Source organism: Bradyrhizobium cosmicum (assembly GCF_007290395.2).
In the GTDB taxonomy this organism is placed as follows: domain Bacteria; phylum Pseudomonadota; class Alphaproteobacteria; order Rhizobiales; family Xanthobacteraceae; genus Bradyrhizobium; species Bradyrhizobium cosmicum.
On record NZ_CP041656.2, the window covers coordinates 5,308,338 to 5,328,343 of the forward strand.

The 20,006-nt window shown below is 64.5% G+C and carries 21 protein-coding genes; 4 read left to right on the forward strand and 17 right to left on the reverse strand.

Features of this window, described 5'->3' with window-relative positions; all coding sequences use genetic code 11:
- Nucleotides 1–18 precede the first annotated feature (18 nt).
- Genes FNV92_RS25510 through FNV92_RS25520 form a run of 3 tightly spaced genes read left to right on the forward strand, consistent with a single transcriptional unit; the run spans nucleotide 19 to nucleotide 3,268 of the window.
- Nucleotides 19–1,341: an MFS transporter gene (locus FNV92_RS25510; RefSeq protein ID WP_143844052.1), complete on the forward strand. Its 1,323-nt coding sequence runs from the start codon at nucleotides 19–21 to the stop codon at nucleotides 1,339–1,341.
- Between the two features lie 18 nt (nucleotides 1,342–1,359).
- Nucleotides 1,360–2,022 (forward strand): sulfite oxidase-like oxidoreductase, encoded by a 663-nt coding sequence (locus FNV92_RS25515; RefSeq protein ID WP_143844051.1) that lies wholly within the window; start codon nucleotides 1,360–1,362, stop codon nucleotides 2,020–2,022.
- Nucleotides 2,023–2,047: 25 nt separating this feature from the next.
- Nucleotides 2,048–3,268, forward strand: coding sequence for a bifunctional alpha/beta hydrolase/OsmC family protein (locus FNV92_RS25520; protein WP_143844050.1), 1,221 nt, complete (start codon nucleotides 2,048–2,050; stop codon nucleotides 3,266–3,268).
- Nucleotides 3,269–3,272: 4 nt separating this feature from the next.
- Here the strand turns inward: FNV92_RS25520 and pdxR are convergent, their stop codons facing one another.
- Entirely contained in the window at nucleotides 3,273–4,721 is a 1,449-nt protein-coding gene (gene pdxR, locus FNV92_RS25525; protein WP_143844049.1) for a MocR-like pyridoxine biosynthesis transcription factor PdxR, read from the reverse strand.
- Between the two features lie 82 nt (nucleotides 4,722–4,803).
- On the opposite strand from pdxR, the gene FNV92_RS25530 reads away from it, so the two are divergent.
- A complete protein-coding gene (locus FNV92_RS25530; protein ID WP_143844048.1) occupies nucleotides 4,804–5,718 on the forward strand; it encodes a DMT family transporter in 915 nt (304 codons plus the stop codon).
- Here the strand turns inward: FNV92_RS25530 and FNV92_RS25535 are convergent.
- The 16 genes from FNV92_RS25535 to FNV92_RS25610 all read right to left on the reverse strand — a co-directional run bounded on the left by FNV92_RS25535 (nucleotide 5,697) and on the right by FNV92_RS25610 (nucleotide 19,944).
- Complete coding sequence (locus FNV92_RS25535; RefSeq protein ID WP_143844047.1) at nucleotides 5,697–6,755, reverse strand: YeeE/YedE family protein; 1,059 nt, start codon at nucleotides 6,753–6,755, stop codon at nucleotides 5,697–5,699. The genes FNV92_RS25530 and FNV92_RS25535 overlap by 22 nt on opposite strands.
- 115 nt (nucleotides 6,756–6,870) lie before the next feature.
- A complete protein-coding gene (locus tag FNV92_RS25540; RefSeq protein WP_143844046.1) occupies nucleotides 6,871–7,875 on the reverse strand; it encodes a quinone oxidoreductase family protein in 1,005 nt (334 codons plus the stop codon).
- Between the two features lie 181 nt (nucleotides 7,876–8,056).
- A complete protein-coding gene (gene paaK / locus FNV92_RS25545; RefSeq protein WP_143844045.1) occupies nucleotides 8,057–9,388 on the reverse strand; it encodes a phenylacetate--CoA ligase PaaK in 1,332 nt (443 codons plus the stop codon).
- 49 nt (nucleotides 9,389–9,437) lie between these two features.
- Nucleotides 9,438–9,887 carry a hydroxyphenylacetyl-CoA thioesterase PaaI gene (gene paaI / locus FNV92_RS25550; RefSeq protein WP_168213570.1) on the reverse strand — a complete coding sequence of 150 codons (450 nt, stop codon included), beginning with the start codon at nucleotides 9,885–9,887 and terminating at the stop codon, nucleotides 9,438–9,440.
- Between the two features lie 101 nt (nucleotides 9,888–9,988).
- The gene (paaE, locus tag FNV92_RS25555; RefSeq protein WP_168213569.1) at nucleotides 9,989–11,071 is read right to left on the reverse strand and encodes a 1,2-phenylacetyl-CoA epoxidase subunit PaaE; all 1,083 of its coding nucleotides are present in this window, start codon (nucleotides 11,069–11,071) and stop codon (nucleotides 9,989–9,991) included.
- Between the two features lie 2 nt (nucleotides 11,072–11,073).
- The gene (paaD, locus tag FNV92_RS25560; protein ID WP_143844043.1) at nucleotides 11,074–11,577 is read right to left on the reverse strand and encodes a 1,2-phenylacetyl-CoA epoxidase subunit PaaD; all 504 of its coding nucleotides are present in this window, start codon (nucleotides 11,575–11,577) and stop codon (nucleotides 11,074–11,076) included.
- Complete coding sequence (gene paaC, locus FNV92_RS25565) at nucleotides 11,571–12,347, reverse strand: 1,2-phenylacetyl-CoA epoxidase subunit PaaC (RefSeq protein ID WP_168213568.1); 777 nt, start codon at nucleotides 12,345–12,347, stop codon at nucleotides 11,571–11,573. The genes paaD and paaC overlap by 7 nt, the downstream gene beginning before the upstream one ends.
- Entirely contained in the window at nucleotides 12,347–12,634 is a 288-nt protein-coding gene (gene paaB, locus FNV92_RS25570; protein ID WP_015687593.1) for a 1,2-phenylacetyl-CoA epoxidase subunit PaaB, read from the reverse strand. The genes paaC and paaB overlap by 1 nt, the downstream gene beginning before the upstream one ends.
- A gap of 10 nt (nucleotides 12,635–12,644) precedes the next feature.
- On the reverse strand, nucleotides 12,645–13,637 hold the full coding sequence (gene paaA / locus FNV92_RS25575) for a 1,2-phenylacetyl-CoA epoxidase subunit PaaA (protein ID WP_168213567.1): 993 nt from the start codon (nucleotides 13,635–13,637) through the stop codon (nucleotides 12,645–12,647).
- Between the two features lie 76 nt (nucleotides 13,638–13,713).
- Nucleotides 13,714–14,580 carry a phenylacetic acid degradation operon negative regulatory protein PaaX gene (gene paaX / locus FNV92_RS25580; protein WP_143844040.1) on the reverse strand — a complete coding sequence of 289 codons (867 nt, stop codon included), beginning with the start codon at nucleotides 14,578–14,580 and terminating at the stop codon, nucleotides 13,714–13,716.
- 211 nt (nucleotides 14,581–14,791) lie between these two features.
- Nucleotides 14,792–15,562: an esterase/lipase family protein gene (locus tag FNV92_RS25585; RefSeq protein ID WP_143844039.1), complete on the reverse strand. Its 771-nt coding sequence runs from the start codon at nucleotides 15,560–15,562 to the stop codon at nucleotides 14,792–14,794.
- Between the two features lie 204 nt (nucleotides 15,563–15,766).
- The gene (locus tag FNV92_RS25590) at nucleotides 15,767–17,053 is read right to left on the reverse strand and encodes a DUF445 domain-containing protein (RefSeq protein ID WP_143844038.1); all 1,287 of its coding nucleotides are present in this window, start codon (nucleotides 17,051–17,053) and stop codon (nucleotides 15,767–15,769) included.
- 176 nt (nucleotides 17,054–17,229) lie between these two features.
- The gene (locus FNV92_RS25595; RefSeq protein ID WP_015687598.1) at nucleotides 17,230–17,685 is read right to left on the reverse strand and encodes a phasin; all 456 of its coding nucleotides are present in this window, start codon (nucleotides 17,683–17,685) and stop codon (nucleotides 17,230–17,232) included.
- Nucleotides 17,686–17,891: 206 nt separating this feature from the next.
- Complete coding sequence (locus FNV92_RS25600; protein ID WP_168213566.1) at nucleotides 17,892–18,485, reverse strand: GNAT family N-acetyltransferase; 594 nt, start codon at nucleotides 18,483–18,485, stop codon at nucleotides 17,892–17,894.
- Nucleotides 18,482–19,564: a PHA/PHB synthase family protein gene (locus tag FNV92_RS25605; protein ID WP_143844036.1), complete on the reverse strand. Its 1,083-nt coding sequence runs from the start codon at nucleotides 19,562–19,564 to the stop codon at nucleotides 18,482–18,484. The genes FNV92_RS25600 and FNV92_RS25605 overlap by 4 nt, the downstream gene beginning before the upstream one ends.
- The gene (locus FNV92_RS25610) at nucleotides 19,561–19,944 is read right to left on the reverse strand and encodes a hypothetical protein (RefSeq protein WP_143844035.1); all 384 of its coding nucleotides are present in this window, start codon (nucleotides 19,942–19,944) and stop codon (nucleotides 19,561–19,563) included. Before FNV92_RS25610 ends, FNV92_RS25605 begins: the two co-directional genes overlap by 4 nt.
- Nucleotides 19,945–20,006 lie beyond the last annotated feature (62 nt).

The window sequence follows — 20,006 nt, forward strand, 5'->3', positions numbered from 1 at the left end:
GATACCGAAAGGCCGGACGTGACTGAGCAAGCAATCAAACCGGCCTCCGACCACATCGACATTGCCGACGCCGAGCGCCGGATCAAGGCGATCTTCATCGGCTCGATCGGCAACCTCGTCGAATGGTACGACTTCTATGCCTATACGGCGTTCGCGCTCTACTTCGCCCCCGCCTTCTTCCCCGGCAACGACCCCGTCGTCCAGCAATTGAACGTCGCCGTTGTGTTCGCTGCGACGTTCCTGATGCGTCCGCTGGGCGGCTGGTTGTTCGGCTATATCGCCGATCATTATGGGCGGCGGATCTCGCTGACCCTGTCGGTCGTCTTCATGTGCTTCGGATCGCTGATCATCGCGCTGACGCCGACCTACGCCACGATCGGCTTCGCCGCGCCGGTGATCCTGGCGCTCGCCCGCGTCATCGAGGGCCTGAGCCTCGGCGGCGAATATGGCGCCAGCGCCACTTACCTCAGCGAAGTCGCCGATCCCAAGCACCGCGGCTTCTATTCGAGCTTCCAGTACGTCACGCTGATCGGCGGCCAGCTCACCGCGATCATCGTGCTGCTGCTCCTGCAGAAGGTGTTCCTGACGCCCGAGGAGCTGAAGGCCTGGGGCTGGCGCATCCCGTTTGCGATCGGCGCGGCGCTCGCGATCTTTGCCGCGGTGATGCGGCGCAATCTGCACGAGACCGAGGCCTTCGAGGAAGCCAAGAAGGTCGTGAAGCCGACCGGCTCGATCACCAATCTGCTGCGCTACCCGCGCGAGCTGCTGCTCGTGGTCGGCCTCACCGCCGGCGGCACCGCGGCGTTCTACACCTTCACCACCTACATGCAGACCTTCGTCAAGCTCTCGGTGGGCCTGACCGAGGACCAGACCACATTCGTGATCTTCGGCACCTTGATCTTCGCGACCATTCTCCAGCCGATCTACGGCGCGCTCTCCGACAAGATCGGCCGCAAGCCGTTACTAATTTTCTTCGGCGTCGCCGGCACGCTCGCGACAGTGCCGCTGCTGATGACGCTGAAGGAGACCAAGTCGCCGTTCATAGCGTTCATCCTGATCTGCTGCGCCTGGCTGTTCGTCGCCGGCTACACCTCGATCAACGCGGTGGTGAAGGCAGAGCTGTTCCCGACCAATGTCCGCGCGCTCGGCGTCGGCCTGCCCTATGCGATCACGGTTTCGCTCTTCGGCGGCACGGCGCCGGCGATCGCACTCTATTTCAAGAGCATCGGGCACGAGGAGTGGTTCTACTACTATCTCGCCAGCATCATCTTCCTGTCGCTGATCATCTATTCCACCATGCGCGACACCAAGCACGCCTCTGCAATGCATCGCCACGAGTAACCCATTCACGAGTAGATCATGGCCGACGACAACGAGCCGCCCGACAGCAAGCTGACGCGCACCAAGGAGAAATGGGCGCGCGAAGGCCGCTTTCTCACCGGCAAGATCACGCGTCCGGAGGACCAGCGCCTGCCGCCCGGCCAGCACCTCACCAAGGACTGGCCGGTGCTCGATCTCGGCGTCATGCCCCCGGTGTCCCGCGAGCGCTGGCGGCTCGATGTCTACGGTGCGATCGAGAATCCCGTGTTCTGGACCTTCGCCGAATTCACCGCGCAGAAGCAGGAGCAGTTCGTCTCCGACATCCACTGCGTGACGACGTGGTCGCGCTACGACAATCTTTGGGAAGGTCTCGCCACGCGCGAACTGCTGGCGGCCTGTCAGCCGCGCGAAGATGCCCGCTTCGTCGTGCTGCATTCTTCTGACGGCTACACCACCAATCTCGCGCTGGAAGACTTTGCCGCAGAAGACGCGCTGCTCGCCCATAGCTGGTCGGGCCAGCCGCTGACGGACGAGCATGGCGGCCCGGTGCGGCTCGTCGTGCCGCATCTGTATTTCTGGAAGAGCGCGAAATGGCTCCAGGCCATCGAATTCGTGACCAAGGACGCACCGGGCTTCTGGGAGGTCCGCGGCTATCATAACCGCGGCGATCCCTGGGCCGAGCAACGTTATTCAGGCGACTAGACCAGGCAAACACGAGGGGGAGCCCATGCCGACGGAACGCTTCCAATTCACCGGTGAAAGCGGCCATCAACTTGCGGCCGCGCTGGAGCTGCCGGACGGCGAGCCCGCGGCCTACGCACTGTTCGCGCACTGCTTCACCTGCGGCAAGGACACGCTGGCGGCCAAGCGCATCTCGGTCGCGCTCGCCACCCGGGGCATCGCGGTGCTGCGCTTCGACTTCACCGGGCTCGGCTCCAGTGAAGGCGAGTTCGCCAATTCGACGTTCTCCTCCAATGTCGCCGATCTCGTGCGCGCCGCCGATCATCTGCGTTCGACACGCGAGGCGCCGACGATCCTGATCGGCCACAGCCTCGGCGGCGCCGCGATCCTTGCGGCCGCCGGGAAGATCCCGGAAGCGAAAGCGGTCGCGACCATTGCGGCGCCGTCCGATCCGGCTCACGTCACCGGCCTGTTCAGGGAGCATCTCGACACCATCCGCGCGCAGGGCGAGGTCGAAGTGTCACTCGCGGGGCGTCCATTCCGGATCAAGCGCGAATTCCTCGACGACATCGCCGAGCAGGAGCTGATGAAGGACGTCACCGGCCTGCACAAGGCGCTGCTGGTGATGCAGTCCCCTGTCGACGACACCGTCGGCATCGACAACGCGACGAGGATTTTCGTGGCGGCAAGACATCCCAAGAGCTTCGTCTCGCTCGACCACGCCGATCATCTCCTGAACAAGCCGGCCGACGCGCTCTATGCGGCCGAGGTGATCGCGGCCTGGGCGAGCCGCTACATCGACGCGGCAAAGCCCGCGAAACCGGTCGATCTCGCCGAACCGCGTAAGGTCGTCGTGCAGGAAACCCGCAAGAGCAAGTTCAACCAGACGATCACCGTCGGTCCACATCGCCTGGTGGCGGACGAGCCGGTTACAGCCGGCGGTGAGGATGCAGGCCCTGGGCCCTATGACCTTCTGCTCGCCGGTCTGGGCGCCTGCACCTCCATGACCATGCGCCTCTATGCCGAACGCAAGTCGCTGCCGCTCGATCGCGTCACGGTCACACTGAAGCACTCCAAGATCTATGCCAGGGATTGCGAGGAGTGCGAGACGCGCGAGGGCATGCTCGACCAGATCGAGCGCGACATCGCGATGGACGGCGCGCTCGATGCCGAGCAGCGCAAGAAGCTGATGGAGATAGCCGACAAGTGTCCGGTGCACCGGACGCTGACCTCGGAGATCCGCATCGTCACCAAGGCCGTCGAGTAGCGAGTTAGAAGCACGATGCCATCGTCTTCACCGCTACGCTAATCTCGCTCTCGCGCCACGCCGCAAAGCCGAGCAGCAGGCCGTGATCGCGCGGCCGGTCCAGCGCCAGGCTGGACAGCGCGCGCGTCACGACGCCAGCCGCGCCCAGCCGCTTGACCGCGGCCTGATCAGTGCGACCGCGCTTGAGGCGTGCGACGAGCTGGATGCCGCCCGAGGGAACCTCGACCGAAAGCACGTCGCCGAGATGGCGCTCCAGTCCATCCACGAGATGATCGCGGCGCGCGTGATAGAGCCGGCGCACCCGGCGCAGATGCGCCAGAAAATGCCCATCGGCAATGAACTCGGCCAGCGCTTCCTGGATATGGCTGGACGCGATCAACCCGATATGCCGTTGCGCGACCTCGAAAGTGCCGACCAGCACCGGCGGCACGACGAGATAGCCGAGCCGGATATCCGAGGTCATCGCCTTCGAGAACGTGCCGACATAGAAAACGCGGCCATGGGCGTCCAACCCCTGCAGGGCCGGCACCGGCCGGCTGTCATAGTGGAATTCACCGTCGTAATCGTCCTCCACGATCCAGGTCTTGCCCGGCCTGCTCAGGCTGAGAAATTCGGTGCGCCGGGCCAGCGACATCAACCGCCCTGTCGGGTGCTGGTGCGATGGCGTCATGAAGATCAGCGTCGGAGCGACGAGGCCCGGCAGCCGTTGCATGCCCTGCCCGTCCAGCGTGATACCGGTGAGCCTCGCACCGGACGCGCGGAAGGCGGCTGCCGCGCCGGGATAGCCGGGGTCCTCGACCCAGACCTCGTCGCCGGGCGTGATGACGGCGGCCGCAATCAGGGTCAGCGCGGCCTGTGCACTCGGCAGGATCATGATCTGGTCCGCCGTGGCGCGGACGCCTCTGCTGGTCGCCAGATATTGCGCCAGCGCCTCGCGCAAGCGGAACCGGTTGACCGATCCTAGCTCGCGCCGCGCTGCCTGCACTGCGCCGCGACGGAGGCAACGCGCCCAGACCTCGTTCGGAAACTCCCTGACATCGCCATGCCCCGGACGCAGCGGCTTGAACGGAGCCTGATAGGACATCGGCCAATCGGCCTGCTTGAGCTTTGAGGCCCAGGGTGAGAGCCGCGGCTTGCCCGGGCGGGCGCCAGACGCGACGGCGCCAGCCCCTTCGACACGTTGGCCGCCGTCGACCGTGACCACGGGACGACGACCGTGCGACGCCTCGATATATCCCTCGGCGGCGAGCTGCTCAAAGGCATAGGTAACGGTATTGCGCGAGACGCCGAGATCGCTCGCAAGCCGGCGGCTCGAAGGCAGCTCCCGCCCCTTGCCGAGACGGCCGGTCGCGATCAGGCCCCGCAGCTGACTCGTCAGTTGCGCGACCAGCCCCTCGTCGTCGGTCCGCTTCAGCTCGATCAGGGCGGAGATCACACCTTCCGAAACTGGCACCTATTTCCTTTCCGATCTGGCACTTTTTCAGGTTCCACTCCGGATGCTATCCGCCTGATAGAACTGCTTCAAGGATCTTGCGATGAACTCCCTGTCACCCCGCGCGGCCGTCGGCCTGTTTCTCATCGTCGTGCTGGCTTGGGGCGTGAACTGGTCGGTGACGAAACAGCTCGTCCAGTTTCTTCCGCCGCTGTGGACTTCGGCGATCCGGAGCTGGATCGCCCTGGCCGGCTTGTTCGTGATCCTCGGGCTAAGCAACAATCTGGTGATCCCGGAGCGCCGCGACATTCCGGTGGTCCTCAGCGTCGCGCTGCTGCACATGACGATATTCTCGGTCCTGGTTGCGGCCGGTGTGCGCTTTCTGCCCGCCAGCAAGGCCATCGTGCTCGGCTATACGACGCCTCTCTGGGTCGCGATCGCGGCGCCCCTGCTAGGGAAGGATACGTTGACCGCGCCAAAACTCGCTGGCGCATTGCTCGGGCTGATCGGCCTTGCCGTCATCCTCAACCCGACTTCGATCGACTGGACCAATACCAACGTCGTGATGGGTGCGGGCATGGTCATCCTGGCCGCAATCTCCTGGGCGGCGAATATCATCTATATCCGCGTGCATCGTTGGATCGCGTCTCCGCTCCAGCTCTTGATCTGGCAGGTGCTCGTGGCAACCATCGTGCTGACAGTCTCTGCACTCATCACGGAAGGCCTGCCTCACGCGGAATTGTCACGGAAGCTCATCCTGCTGTTCCTGTACTCCGGCCTGATCGGAACGGCGCTGGCCTATTGGGCGATGTCGATGGTCAACAAGAGCATCTCGGCGCTGACGACGTCGCTCGGCACCACAGGAACGCCGCTCGTCGGTATCGCCAGCGCGGCCATCTTGCTGGGTGAACCGATCGACAAGAGCCTCGTCATCGCGGCCGCGCTGATCGTGACCGGCATCGGCCTTGCGACGCTGGGCGATCGCTTGCTGCGATGTCAGGCCACCGCGAGGGGCTGAACGCGCAAGCTACCGCGCAAGCCCGCCGTCGTACCGAGCAGGATGCCGGCAACCGCGACAAACGAACCGAGGGCCAGCGTCGATACGCCGGTGAGCCCCTGCCCGACCGAGCAGCCGAATGCCATCACGCCGCCGATCCCCATCAGCGCGGCGCCGCCGGCCGAGCGCAGCATGTGGCGCGGCGAGGAATAGCCTTCGAGATGGAAGCGACCCGTGGCGAGAGCGGTGACCAGACTGCCGGCGAAAACGCCGGCGACCGTCGCGATGCCGAAGTTCAGCGTCAGGCCGGTCGAGAGCATGACGTATTGCAGGGCGTCCGCGATCGGCGCGATGAAGGTCAGCGAGGTCACCGGAACCGGGTTGAAGTCGTCAGCACCGAGATGGCCGGTGACGAACCATCCTCCCGCAACGAGCAGCCCGACAACGAGGCCCGCCGCGATCTGGCCCGGCGAGCGACGGAACGCCGGATGCGCGAAAGCGAACAGGATCAGCGCAACGGCTATCAGGGCGGCGGCCAGCGCGCGCGAGACCGCATCGCCGAGACCAAGCGTCGCCAGCAAGGACGGCAGCGAATTGGCGCTCACCGTGGCTTGCGAAGACTGAACCAGCGCAATGCGCGCCGGTGCGATCAGGCCCTTAAGCGTCATCTGCGCGGCCATGGCGAGCACGATCACGACGACGAAGGAGCGGAGATTGCCGCGGCCGAGCAGCACCAGCGCACGCGAGCCGCAGCCGTTCGACAGCACCATGCCGTAACCGAACAGCAGGCCGCCGAGGAACAGCACAGGCGCCGAAAACGATTGTTGCAGATAGATCGACTTGCCGAGATCGACCATTCCGCTGCCGGCGAGGAGTTGACTGGCGGCGATCGCAACGGCGATCGCCAGCGCATAAGTCCGCACGAGGCGTCCGTCTCCCCCTGCGAGCCAGCCCCGCATGCTGCTCATCAGGCAGAAGCCGCTGAGCAGGCCGACCGCGCCGTAGACAAGCCCGATGATGAGACCGGCGAGGATGACGAGTTGAGTGGACGATTCCATCGATTGTTCTCAGACCTCTCGCCGTTCTCCGTCATTGCGAGCGCAGCGAAGCAATCCAGACTGTCTCCGCAGATGCATTTCTGGATTGCTTCGCGGCGCTCGCAATGACTGTGGGTTACGGCTTCAGGATCACGCGGTCGCGGGACGAACCTGCAACGGCAGCATAGGCGTCCTTCGCACACTCCAGCGGATAGATCGCATTCGCCTTGATCGGGAACGGCTTCAGGTGCCCGGTCGCAAAGCCCGGGCCGAGATCGCGCAGCACCGCGCCCGTTGCGGCCGACGACAGCCCGAGCGTGTCGATGCCGACATAGGTGTGCTGCCCGCGATAGAATTCGAGAATGTTGAACTGCACGATGCGATCGATCGCGGCGATCAGGATCTGGCGGCCACGAAGTGCCAGCGACTTGTGCGCGGCCTGGAAGTAAGGATCTCCAACCGTGTTGAAAACGATGTCGGTGCCCTTGCCGGCGGTCAATTCGCGCACGCGCAGCGCAACATCTGTCGCGGAGGCGTCGATCACCTCGATCGGCGCATTGGCATGGCCCTCATAGGCTTCGGCCTTGCGCACCACGCCGATGACACGCGCGCCCTGCCACGTCGCGATCTGCACCGCGGCCTGGCCGACCTTGCCGTTGACCCCGAGCACCAGAACAGTCTCGCCGCTCTTCGGCACGCCGGCGCGGCGAAAGCCTTCCATCGCGGTGACGAAGGGCACGCCGATGCCGGCGGCCTCCTCCCACGACACGGTCTTCGGCTTCTCGACGACAGCATCGGCCTCGACGACGAGATGGCTGGCATGGGTGCCGTCACGGCGGATACCGAGATCACCGGAGGAGCCGAACACCTCGTTTCCGACCGTGCCGGCCGGACCGTCGATCACCAGCCCCGCATAGTCGCGGCCGGGTGTACGTGGGAACAAGGCGTAGGGCATCAGCCCGGTCGCGGCCTTGACGTCGGATGGATTGACGGCCGCTGCCTTGACTTCGATCAGGAGATCATTCGGACCGCGCGTCAGCGCATGACGCTCGACAACCGGTGTAATGGCCGCCGCGTTCTCGGCCTTGGCATTGAGACGCACACAGCGCGCCTCGACGGTATTGGTATCGGTGGCAGACATCGAATGACCCACGATTGAACGCGGGCCTTGTCGCCCTTGGGGAGACCCAAGTCAACCTGCTTCCCCTCATCCTGAGGAGCCGCGCCAGCGGCGTCTCGAAGGATGAAGGCCCGTGTTGCAGCATCCGGGCCTGCATGGTTCGAGACGGCGCTACGCGCCTCCTCACCATGAGGGGTAAGACCTAATCCTTCGGCCGCTTGTCGTAGAGCCGCCTAGCTTTGCCGAGCGAGCGCTCCAGCGTGTCGGGGGGCACCACCTGAACCTTTGAGCTGATCCCGATCGTATTCTTGATATGGGTCGAAACCCGGTCGGCATGGTCGAGGAGCCCCCGGCCGTCCCAGCTCTCCGACCGCGCCTCGGCGATGATCGTCAGTTCGTCCATACGACCCTCGCGGGTCAGCTCCAGGATGAAGTGACCGCCGCACCAGTCGGTCGCGAGCAGCACTTCCTCGATCTGGGTCGGGAACAGATTGACGCCGCGCAGGATGATCATGTCGTCGGAGCGGCCCGTCACCTTCTCCATCCGCCGCATGCCCGGCCGCGCTGTGCCCGGCAGCAGCCGCGTCAGGTCGCGGGTGCGATAGCGGATCACTGGAAAGGCTTCCTTGGTGAGCGAGGTGAAGACCAGCTCGCCCTTTTCGCCATCCGGCAGCACCGCGCCGGTCTCGGGGTCAATCACTTCAGGATAGAAATGGTCTTCCCAGATGTGCAGGCCGTCCTTGGTCTCGATGCATTCCTGCGCAACGCCGGGACCGATCACTTCCGACAGACCGTAGATGTCGGTCGCGTCCATGTCGAAGGCGTCCTCGATCTCGCCGCGCATCGCATTGGTCCATGGCTCGGCGCCGAAGATGCCGACCTTGAGCGAGCACTGGCGCGGATCGAGCTTCTGGCGCTTGAACTCGTCGAGGATCGCCAGCATGTAGCTCGGCGTCACCGTGATGATATCAGGCCGGAAGTCGTTGATGAGCTGCACCTGCCGCTCAGTCATGCCGCCGGAGATCGGCACCACCGTGCAGCCGAGTTTCTCGGCGCCATAATGCACGCCGAGCCCGCCGGTGAAGAGACCATAGCCATAGGCATTGTGGATGATCATGCCGGTGCGCCCGCCGGCGGCGCGGATCGAGCGCGCCATGACGTCCGCCCATATATCGATGTCGGCTTGCGTATACCCGACCACGATCGGCTTGCCCGTGGTGCCGGAGGAGGCATGCACACGCACCAGCTTCTCGCGCGGCACGGCGAACATGTTGAAGGGATAGTTGTCGCGCAGGTCCGTCTTCACCGTGAACGGAAATCTGGCGAGATCGGACAGTTCGCGAAAGTCGGAGGGATGCACGCCGACCTTGTCGAAGGCCTTTCGGTAATGCGCGACGTTGTCGTAGGCGTGCTTCAGCGACCAGGTCAGCCGCTGCGTCTGCAGCGCCATGATCTCGTCGCGAGAGGCGCGCTCATGCGCGTCCATCTCGGCACGATAGGCGTCGCCACCTTCCTTGAGCTTCGTCAGAGCCATCCTCGTTTCCCCTCAACATTGGTTCGTTCTTTTTCTTGATTTGGTCGCTTTACTGATCTTGCGCCGGCAGCCAGGTGCCGGGTATGACCCGTGAATGCCCGCGGAATTCCGCGATGACGGTGTCGCCTGCGGTGACGCGCACGTCGTAGATGCCGGAGCGGCCGCCACGGGTGATCTCCCGCGCCTTCGCGACAAGGCGGTCGCCGAGCTTGCCCGGCTTGATGAACGTGATCTGGCCCTGCGCCGCGACCACGCGCTCATTGTGCGAATTACAGGCAAACGCGAAGGCAGAATCCGCCAGCGTAAAGATGAAGCCACCGTGGGCGATGCGCTGGCCGTTGACCATGTCCGGCCGCACGGTCATTGCAAGCGTCGCGAAGCCCGGGCCGATCTCGACGATCTCCATCCCGAGCCCCTTGGACGCATCGTCCTCGGCCCACATCGCATCGGCGCAGGCGCGGGCAATATCCTCAGGCGACAAGGTGGCTTTGACGTTCACGCGCTTCTCCCGGCCGATTGTTTGCACATGATGTTCTGCTGCCTGGCCCAAGCTGTCAAATAATGCGACGCATTTGCATCGTCGGGGCCTGATAAGCCCGATCAGACATGGTCGTAGTCGACCACAACCCGTTCCGACGACGGCTTGGCCTGGCAGGTCAGGACGAAGCCAGCCTTCAGTTCCCAGGGCTCCAGCGAATAATTGATGTCCATCGGCGCCTCCCCCTCGACCAGCTTGGCGCGGCAGGTCGAGCACATGCCGCCCTTGCAGGCGAAGGGCAGATCGACGCCTGCGCGCAGCGCGGCATCGAGGATCGCCTCGTCCTCGGCGACCGGCACGTCGCGGCGCTTGCCGTCGATGATCAGAGAGGCGATCGCCTTCGGCGGCGCGTCAGGCGCAACGGTCTTCTTCGGCCGCGGCCTGCCGCCGAATTCGGAGACGAAACGCTCGACGTGGATGCGATCCTCCGCGATGCCGAGATCGCGGCAGGTCGTCTCGATTTCCTCGCTCATGCCAAGGGGACCGCAGATGAAAACGTGATCGATGCTCGCCGCCGGCACCAGCGAGCGCAACAGCACCCTCACCTTGTGGCCGTCGAGCCGACCGTGCAGGATCGGGATGTCCTGCTCCTCACCGGAAATGACGTGGAAGATCGAGAGCCGATCGATGAAGCGGTCCTTGAGCTCCTCGAGCGCCTCGAGGAACATGATGTTGTCGGTCGAGCGGTTGCCGTAAAACAGAAAGAAGCGGCTGCCCGGCTCGCGCGACAGAATTCCCTTCACGATCGACAGGATCGGCGTGATGCCGGAGCCTGCGGCAAAGCCGACATGGATGCGCCCGGCATCATCAGGCGCGACCACGCCGAAGCGCCCGGTCGGCGTCATCACATCGAGCTCGTCGCCGCATTTCAGCTCGTCCGCCGCCCAGCTCGAAAACGCGCCGCCATCGACCTTCTTCACGGCGATGCGAATCTCGCCGTCGTCAGGGCCGGAGCAGATGGAATAGGAGCGGCGCACTTCCTCGCCGTCGAGCATGGTTCGCAGCGTGAGATACTGACCGGGCGTGAAAGCGTAGTCGCGGGCGAGTTCGCCGGGAATGGCGAAGGTCATCGAGACGGCGTCCGACGCCTCGCGGCGGAGGTCGTTGACGGCAAGGCGGTGGAAGCGCGGTGCGGCTGCGGACATGGTCAATGACACTTGAAATAATCGAAGGGTTCGCGGCAGGCCTTGCAGCGCCAGAGCGCCTTGCAGGAGGTCGAGCCGAACTCGGACAGCAGCTCGGTCTGCTCCGAGCCGCATTGCGGGCAAGCCACGACCTGCTCGCCGAACAGCGCGCGGCGCGAACTTGACGCTTGCGGCGGCGCGATGCCGTAGGCGCGCAGCTTCTCGCGGCCCTCCTCGCTCATCCAGTCCGTTGTCCAGGCCGGCGACAGCACTGTGCGGATCTTCGGACGATGGAACCCGGCGCGCTCCAGCGCGACCTCGATTTCGAGTGCGATCATGTTCATGGCCGGGCAACCGGAATAGGTCGGCGTGATCGCGACCTCGACATGATCGCCTGCGAGAACGACATCGCGGAGCACCCCGAGATCGGCGATCGTCAGCACGGGGATTTCAGGATCGACCACGCTTGCCGCCGCATCCCAGGCGCGCCGGCGCAGCTCGGCGTCGCTCTCGAGCACCATCACCATGTCAGCCCCGGAAAAGTCCGCTGCATCGATTGCAGCTCGGACAGCAGATGGCCGAGATGCTCGCTGTGCCGGCCGGAGCGGCCGCCCTGCTGCATCCAGTCGTTCTGCGGCAGCACCAGCGTTGCCTCGCTGACGACATCGGAGAGCGTGGTCAGCCAGCGGCCTCGCAAGGCTCCGGGATCGATGGCGATGCCGGCATGGATCAGGGCGCGTTCGCCGTCGTCGACCGCGAACATCTCGCCGGTGAAGGCCCAGAGATGATCGATCGAAGCCTGCACACGCCTGTGACTCTCCTCGGTTCCGTCGCCGAGCCGGATGATCCATTCCGAGGCATGGCGCAGGTGATAGGCGCTCTCCTTCTCCGACTTGGCGGCAATCGCGGCGAGCGTCGTGTCGCGCGAGGTCATCATTGCGCGCCAGTAAAGATCGGCAAAAGCGGAATAGAAGAATTGCCGCACCAGGGTCTGGGCGAAGTCACCGTTCGGCTGCTCGACCAGCAGCAGATTGCGGTACTGCCGCACGTCGCGCAAATAGGCGAGCTTGTCCTCGTCGTTGCCATTGCCTTCGGCCTTGGCCGCGTAGGTGTAGAGCTCCCGCGCCTGGCCGATGAGATCGAGCGCGATGTTGGAGAGCGCCATGTCCTCTTCCAGCATCGGCGTATGCCCGCACCATTCCGACAGCCTGTGGCCGAGGATCAGCGCATCGTCGGCGCGGCGCAGTGCGTAGAGTACCAGCGGCGTTTCGGAGACTTCCGTGTTGGCGACCGGCATCACATGTGCCCCACTTCTTCCGGCACCTCGTAGAAGGTCGGGTGCCGGTAGATCTTCGATTCCGCAGGCTCGAACATCATGCCCTTCTCGGCCGGATCGCTCGCGGTGATCGCGCTGGACGGCACGACCCAGATCGACAGGCCCTCACCGCGCCGGGTGTAGATGTCGCGAGCAGCCTGGAGGGCCATAGTGGCGTCGCTGGCATGCAGCGAGCCGACGTGCTTGTGCGCAAGCCCGTTGCGGCTGCGAATGAAGACTTCCCACAGTGGCGTGTTCGGCGTGGCCATCGTGCTTCTCCTATTCGGCGGCTTGTGCGGTCGGGCGTTGCGCGCGCTTTGCGGCATAGGCGGCTGCCGCCTCGCGCACCCAGGCGCCCTCGTCGTGCGCCTTACGGCGCGCGGCCATGCGGTCGCGGTTGCAGGGGCCGTTGCCGGCGAGCACCTGCTTGAATTCGGTCCAGTCGATCTCGCTGTAGCGCCAGTGTCCGTCGGCATCTTGAACCATGCCGGGATCGGGAATGGTGAGACCGAGATATTGCGCCTGCGGCACGGTGGCATCGACGAACTTCTGACGCAGCTCGTCATTGGAGAAGCGCTTGATCTTCCACTTCGTCGAGGTGTCGCTGTGCTGGCTGGTCGCATCGGGCGGGCCGAACATCATCAGCACCGGCCACCACCAGCGGTCCAGCGCATCCTGCGCCATCGCCTTCTGCTCATCCGAGCCGCGGCACAGCGTCACCATGATTTCGTAGCCCTGCCGCTGGTGAAACGATTCTTCCTTGCAGACGCGGATCATCGCGCGCGCATAGGGACCGTAGGAGCAGCGGCACAGCGGGATCTGGTTCATGATCGCGGCGCCGTCGACCAGCCAGCCGATGGTGCCGATATCGGCCCAGGTCAGGGTCGGATAGTTGAAGATCGAGGAATATTTCGCCTTGCCCGCGAGCATGGCGTCGACCAGCTCCTCGCGCGAGCTACCGAGTGTCTCGGCGGCAGCGTAGAGATAGAGCCCGTGGCCGCATTCGTCCTGCACCTTGGCGAGCAACGCCGCCTTGCGGCGCAGGGACGGCGCACGCGTGATCCAGTTGCCTTCGGGCAGCATGCCGACGATTTCGGAATGGGCGTGCTGGGAGATCTGGCGGGTGAGCGTCTTGCGATAGGCCGCCGGCATCCAGTCGTTCGGCTCGATGCGCTCCTCGGCATCGATGCGCGCCTGGAACTGCGCAGCCTTGGCCGCGTCCTCGAGACCGCGATCGTCGGTCTCGGCCGTATTCAGCGCCTGGGTGTACATGCGCATCCTCCCGTTTTATTGGGAGACAATATATAACAGAAATTACGTCATGCAAGATATTTCTGTAACATGACGGTCAGGCCTCGAACCGTCTTTCCAGCAGTTTTCGGGCCGGCGGCAGCGGGCCTTTTTCGTTCGTTCCGTGGCCATCAAGCCATTGTTCCGACGGCGCAAGCAACGCCCGATAGATCTCGCCGCAGAGTTCGCGGGCAGCCCTGCCCGGCCAGTCTGCCGGCAGCAGGCTGCCCGGCAGCAGCGGATCGCGCAGCACGACGCGGCGGTAATGGTGGATCAGCAGGATGCGTGCGGTGAACGCGTCGGCCTCGGACAGATCCGTGCCGCGTGCAAGTGCGGCGCGCAGCGGCTCGAACGTCTTCATGAATTTCAGATAGGCATCCGCTGTACGCTTCAGCGGCCAGCTCGCACTGAGCAGACGGCGACCGCTGTCATCCTCGGCCGAGACTTCGAGACGGATCGCAGCCGCGGCTTCGGCGGGCACCGGCACGCCTGACGGCGCGACCCACACGCCCGGCAGCGGACTGCCGAACCCAGCGTTGCGCAGCGCCTCGCGCGAGGCGTCGCGATCCTCGCCGTTGCCGATCAGCAGGAGTTCGAAACGGCCGGTCCAATCCGACGGCGGCGGATCATAGATGTGGCGTGTCGCTGCTTCGAAGGTCTGGCGGCCCTTGTCGGCCAGGCGGTAGAAGCTGTTGCGGCCGACCTTTTCACGCGTCAGCCAGCGGTCGGCAGCAAGCCGCGACATCGCGGTACGCACCACGCCGCTGTCGATATCAAGGCTTTCGAAGAATTCCAGCAGCGTGCCGAGCCACACCACACCGCCACGCGGCACGATGGCGTCGCCGAACACGGTGATGACGATGGAGCCGGTGCGCGACGGTTCGCGCTTGAGCTGGTCGATGATGCGGGAGAGCGGATGCGCCATGCGCGAGGCATAGCGCGTTTGGTGCGGGCGCGACAATGGACGGGAACGACAATGGCTATACTCGTTCTCCCCGCTTGCGGGGAGAAGGTCGGGATGAGGGGGAGTCTCCGCAGAGTCGGTGAGAGTTGGATTCGCGGACAGCCCCCTCACCCGGAATTTGCTATTCGCAAATTCCGACCTCTCCCCGCAAGCGGGGCGAGGCGAAGAAAAATCACCTGTGCGGATCCGGATAAGCCAGGCTGCGCCAACCGCTGCGGTCGAACGGGCGCCACTGGCCTTCCTTCTGCGCGAGCCGATCGGCCACCGCATAGACGACGGCGGGATGGTGGCCCATACCGCAATGGCTGCTGTCGACCTCGATGCTCTCGGTCTCGGCTCCCGTCTTCTCCATGCAGCCCTGCCAGGCGCAGACACCGTCGGTGCGGCTGAAGATGGCGGTGGTCGGCACCGGCGGCGGGACGGCCAGATCGCTGCCGAAGTTCGGATCGACCTGATCGGCACGCTGGCCGCTTGCCCATTCATAGACGCGCCAGGCATTGGTCGACTTGGGATCGCCCGCAAAGGGGCTGCCGAGCGTGATGACCTGGCGCACGCGATCGGGCATCATCTTGGCGAGCTGGCGCGCGTAGAGGCCGCCGAGGCTCCAGCCGACCAGGCTGATCTTGCGGCCATGCGTGTCGCTGAGCTCATGGACCAGATCCATCATCGCGTGCTGCACGCCCTCGCGCAGACCGTAATTGCGGCCCTGGCGCCAACCGCTCACCGTATAGCCCTTGCCCGACAGAAAGGTGCGAAGCGCGCGTGTGGATTCATCCGAGGCCACGAGGCCGGGCAGCACCAGCACCGGATGCCCGTCGCCGCGTGGCGCGAAGCTCAGCAGCGGCAGCGCGCCGAGGAATGCGCCGAACTCGTGGATCGCGCGCCCTTCCAGGAACATCAGTGTGCGAGACGGCGGACGCAGCGTCTGGGCAGTAGCGGTCATCGACGTATCCCCTGGCTAAAATTCCTGAAAAGGCCGCCGGCGGCGATGCCGGCAAACATGGGTATGAATTCTAATACGCCAGCTTCTCGGACGTTCCGCAGCGCAGCATGAATCAGCTAGGCGGCCGGTTCCAGACATTCAAGCCGGTGGAACGCGGGGCGACAATAGGCCCGCGAGCTAATGCTGGCGCCCGTGACGCAAAAGTCACAACAACCGGAGCAGGGATTCTACGGAGTAGAGCGCGAGTCCGGCGAGGCCGCCGATCAGCGAGCCGTTGAAGCGGATGTATTGCAGGTCGCGCCCGATATTGATCTCGATCAGCGAAATCAGCTGCGCCATGTCCCACGACTTGACCTGGTCGGAGATGAAGGTCGAGACGCCGCTCTTCTGATCCGCAACGAAGCTACGCAGCACCGCCACCAGCCCCTTGTTGATCTCGCCGCGCAGCTCGGCATCGCCCGCGAGCGCGTCGCCGGCCGCGACGAACATGCCGGCGAGATGATGCTGCAGCACCTGCGTCTCACCACTCGCGCTGCGCTCGACGAAGGAGCGCGTATTGGCCCAGACGGTGCGGGCAAGATCGGCAAGCTCGGGCCGTGCCAGCAGGTCGCGTTTGAGGCCGTTGATGCGATCGACATAGGCCTGGTCAGTGCCGAGCCGGTCGACGAAGCCCAGCACCATGCGGTCGAACTCGCCGCGGAACGGATGCCTGGGATCCGCCCGCACTTCATCGAAGAAGGCGGTGGCGGACGCCACGATCTTGTTCACCAGAAACTTGTCGGCGCGGTAGAGCCGCAGCAGGGTCGGCAACTCCGCGCGCACCTTCTCGCGGATCATCGCCATCGTGTCTTTCTGATTGAGCGTCTCGTGCATCATGCGCAGAAGATCGTCGAACAGGATCTGGTGCCGCCCCTCCGCCACGAAGCCGCGCAGCGTGCCGGCGGCGAGCGGCGCGAGGTCGATCGCCTGGAGCTGCGAGGACATGCGGCGAATGATGAAGGTCATCAGGCCTGAGCTCTCGGTCGCAGCGAAGGCCTCCGGCAACAGACGCAGCGCAAAGCGCGCCAGATCATCGCTGCGTTTGCGGTCGCGCAGCCAGTCGGCAACGAACGATCCAAAATCGATCTCGTTCAGCTTGGCCTCGACGGGACCTGCCGAGAGGAAATGCACCTGGATGAATTCGCCGAGCTTGTCGGCGATGCGGGCCTGGTTGCTCTGGATGATCGCGGTGTGCGGAATCGGCAGGCCGAGCGGCCGCTTGAACAGCGCGACCACGGCATACCAGTCGGCCAGCCCGCCGATGGTCGCGGCTTCCGCGAAAGCCGCGATGAAGCCGAACACGGGATGCACGGGCAGCAGCCATTTCGCGACGGCGAACAGCGCGAGCGTCGCGGCCAGCACCAGCGTCGCCAATGCTTTCACGCGCCGCAGCTCGGCCGCGCGTGCGGCATCGCCGGGGGTGTCGAATGAGAAGGAGGCGGGCGAATTCATGACTGCATCACAGTACTCCGTCATTGCGAGCGAAGCGAAGCAATCCAGAGTTCTTCCACGGAGAGACTCTGGATTGCTTCGTCGCAAGGGCTCCTCGCAATGACGGCTGCGGCGGCGCAAAAACAAAAGGCCCGCCGAAGCGGGCCTCAAATTTCAGTTTTGACTCAGGCGCCGGATCAGGCGGTCTTGTTGTAGACCTTGGCAAAATTGTCCTGAGCGGACTTCGCACCGTTGGCGGCAAGCTTGCCGAGATAGTCGGTGGTCGCCTTGGCGCGCGAGACGAACGCTTCGCCGCGGGCGCGGAGCAGGCTCGACTGGATCTCGACGGCTTCGCTGAACGACTTGGCGGACGCGAGCTTGTCGATGCCCGAGAAGAACGCCTCGGCGTCCTCGTAGATCGCCTGCTGGATGTTGCGGCTGATTTTGCCGGCTTCAGTGACGGATTCGGTCACTGCGTTCTCGACGGCAGCGGTCACCCGCTCGGAGCCGGCGAAAGCCTCGGCCGCACGATCCTTGGCGGTGTTGGCGGTCTTCTTGACGAACTCGCGGGCAGCCTCGGGAACTTCCAGGTTCTGGATGTTCTTGAAAGCGTCCTTGAAGCCTTCGAAAGCGGTGTTGGTTTCGGTGGTCATGGGGTTCTCTCCATCCTCATTGGGCTGAGCTATGGGCTCACCCCGTCCTTGTTGGCCCGGGGCACCCCCTATATGGCATAGTTAATGGTGCACTGCAATATTCATATTGCAGTGCGATATCACAAAATAGTGAACGGCCTCAACGAGAGGCAATCTGCTGCCTTCCTAGCCCCTTGCCTACTGTGCATGGGGTTGAATTCGATTTTTCAGTGCTGGACGGCGCCTGGCAGGCCATAAGCCTCCATCTGGGCCTGGACCTGCGCGACGTTGTGGCCGAGCACGACGATGTCGTGGGTCTTGCCGTCGACGTCCCGGACGTGGTCCCGCAGCAGCGCCTCGGCCTTGAAGCCAAGGCTCTCGAACAGCGCGATCGCCGCCTGCTGGTCGACTGTCATCTGCACCGAGAGCTTTTCAAGGCCGGCACCGAGCGCGAGCGCAAAGGTCTCCTGCGACAGCGCCCTCCCGACCCCCTTCCCGCGCACATCGAGCGACACAACCATGCGGATCTCGCCGACATGGGGCGACCAGGAATGCGGATCGCGCACCAGGGTGCCGCAGCCGACGACCCTGCCGTCCTTCACCGCGAGCAGACTGGTGATCGCGCCGCGCTCGATCTCCTTGACCCAGGCCGACAGCACCTTCGGCTGGCTGATGTTGCGCGGCAGGAACAGCAGGTCGTGGGTCGGCAGGCCCTGGCCGAAGGCAAGCACTGCGGATTCGTCCGCGGGCGACATCAGGCGGATCTCGATATCGCCGGCGTCGGTCCTGACGTGGCGCGGATAGGAACGCTGCTCGCTCATGTCGATCTCTTCCCCAGCCAGGAATCCAGTTTCGGCCACAGCCGCTTCACCGCGTTGGCGCCGGCGACGAGCGAGACGTGACCGCCCTTCAGCATCACCTCGTCCTTGTCCTCCGACCCGATCTTGGCGATCAGGTGCCTGGCGGCATCGTACGGCACGATGTGATCGTGCTCGGCAACCGCGTGCAGGAACGGCACCTTGATGTCTCCCAACTTCGCCGCGCGGCCGCCGACCGACATGGTGTCATTGAACAGCTTGTTGTCCCACATCAGGTCCTTGGTGATGGTGCGGAAATATTCCCCCGCCAGCGGCAGCGTGTCGGTCGCCCAGCGGTCGAACATCCGGTAGGACTTCACGAACTCGTCGTTCCAGATGTTCTCCCAGAGCTGGATCTGGCTCGCCGCGCGCGAAGCCGGGCGCAGCATCTCGAACGACGACAGGATCATCTCCGGCGGCACGTTGCCGACGCTGTCGACGAGGCGGTCGACGTCGAAATAGCGGCGGTCGGAGAAATTCGAGAACAGCTTCATCTCGCGAAAATCGATCGGCGTGGTGAAGCAGATCAAGTTCTTCATCGGGCCGTCCTTGTGGATCGCGCCGTAAAGCAACGACAGCACGCCGCCGAAGCAATAGCCGATCACAGAGACGTCCTGCTCGCCGGAATCGGCTTGCACGCGGCGGACGCAATCCGGGATGAAGTCGAGGACATAGTCCTCCATCCGCAGGCTCTTCTCCTCCGGCCGCGGCGCGCTCCAGTCGAGCATGTAGACGTCGTAGCCGCGCTTCAGGAGGAACTCGATGAAGCTCTGTCCGGGCACGAGGTCGAGAATGTAGCCGCGGTTGGTGGTCGCCATCACGATCAGCACCGGCACCCGGTAAATCTCGTCGGACATCGGCCGGTAGTGATACAGGCTCATGGTGCCGCGCGAATGCAGCACGTCCTTCGGAGTCGCGCCGAGCGTGGGGCCCGAGGTCGAGAAATACTCGACGCCCTTGATGCTGCGCTGGATGGCGCGCTGCACCTCGGACTGGATGCGCTCCGGGATCCCCGCGAGATCGAGTCCGGCGGGAGCATTCATGCCTGCTCTCCGCCTTCGGATGGCGGGCGCTTTGTGCGCGGCGGCCGCGATGCGGTATCGGAGCCCTGAGGTAAGCCGGAACTTGCGGCCATCTGGCTCAGCATCGACCTGATCTCGCCGATCTGGCCTTCGATCGCCTGCAGCCGCTCGCCAAGGCCGGTGACCTGCTCGCGGCTCGGCAGGTTCATCGTGACCAGGTATTTCTCCATGAGCTCGCCGAGCTGCTTCTGTGCACCTGCAGCAACGCCGCCAGCCCGGTTCACGACTTGCGAAAACTCGGGAGAGGCCATGGCCTGATTGGCAAAGGAGTTGAACCCCCTCTCCATCTCGCCAACCATCTTCTGCCACATGGCGACCGGGTCATGGGTCTTGTCGGTCATCGGCGTCCTCCTGTGATCGAGAGCTGCGATGCCCTTCCTTTTTCGCCATACCACACCGTTGC

What these genes read in the sequence shown, in the direction of transcription:
- FNV92_RS25515 (WP_143844051.1), top strand. Translation starts at nt 1,360, where the DNA reads ATGGCCGACGACAACGAGCCGCCCGACAGCAAGCTGACGCGCACCAAG.
- FNV92_RS25520 (WP_143844050.1), top strand. Translation starts at nt 2,048, where the DNA reads ATGCCGACGGAACGCTTCCAATTCACCGGTGAAAGCGGCCATCAACTT.
- FNV92_RS25530 (WP_143844048.1), top strand. Translation starts at nt 4,804, where the DNA reads ATGAACTCCCTGTCACCCCGCGCGGCCGTCGGCCTGTTTCTCATCGTC.
- FNV92_RS25535 (WP_143844047.1), bottom strand. Translation starts at nt 6,755, where the DNA reads ATGGAATCGTCCACTCAACTCGTCATCCTCGCCGGTCTCATCATCGGG.
- FNV92_RS25540 (WP_143844046.1), bottom strand. Translation starts at nt 7,875, where the DNA reads ATGTCTGCCACCGATACCAATACCGTCGAGGCGCGCTGTGTGCGTCTC.
- paaK (WP_143844045.1), bottom strand. Translation starts at nt 9,388, where the DNA reads ATGGCTCTGACGAAGCTCAAGGAAGGTGGCGACGCCTATCGTGCCGAG.
- paaE (WP_168213569.1), bottom strand. Translation starts at nt 11,071, where the DNA reads ATGTCCGCAGCCGCACCGCGCTTCCACCGCCTTGCCGTCAACGACCTC.
- paaD (WP_143844043.1), bottom strand. Translation starts at nt 11,577, where the DNA reads ATGGTGATGGTGCTCGAGAGCGACGCCGAGCTGCGCCGGCGCGCCTGG.
- paaC (WP_168213568.1), bottom strand. Translation starts at nt 12,347, where the DNA reads ATGCCGGTCGCCAACACGGAAGTCTCCGAAACGCCGCTGGTACTCTAC.
- paaB (WP_015687593.1), bottom strand. Translation starts at nt 12,634, where the DNA reads ATGGCCACGCCGAACACGCCACTGTGGGAAGTCTTCATTCGCAGCCGC.
- paaA (WP_168213567.1), bottom strand. Translation starts at nt 13,637, where the DNA reads ATGTACACCCAGGCGCTGAATACGGCCGAGACCGACGATCGCGGTCTC.
- paaX (WP_143844040.1), bottom strand. Translation starts at nt 14,580, where the DNA reads ATGGCGCATCCGCTCTCCCGCATCATCGACCAGCTCAAGCGCGAACCG.
- FNV92_RS25585 (WP_143844039.1), bottom strand. Translation starts at nt 15,562, where the DNA reads ATGACCGCTACTGCCCAGACGCTGCGTCCGCCGTCTCGCACACTGATG.
- FNV92_RS25590 (WP_143844038.1), bottom strand. Translation starts at nt 17,053, where the DNA reads ATGAATTCGCCCGCCTCCTTCTCATTCGACACCCCCGGCGATGCCGCA.
- FNV92_RS25595 (WP_015687598.1), bottom strand. Translation starts at nt 17,685, where the DNA reads ATGACCACCGAAACCAACACCGCTTTCGAAGGCTTCAAGGACGCTTTC.
- FNV92_RS25600 (WP_168213566.1), bottom strand. Translation starts at nt 18,485, where the DNA reads ATGAGCGAGCAGCGTTCCTATCCGCGCCACGTCAGGACCGACGCCGGC.
- FNV92_RS25605 (WP_143844036.1), bottom strand. Translation starts at nt 19,564, where the DNA reads ATGAATGCTCCCGCCGGACTCGATCTCGCGGGGATCCCGGAGCGCATC.
- FNV92_RS25610 (WP_143844035.1), bottom strand. Translation starts at nt 19,944, where the DNA reads ATGACCGACAAGACCCATGACCCGGTCGCCATGTGGCAGAAGATGGTT.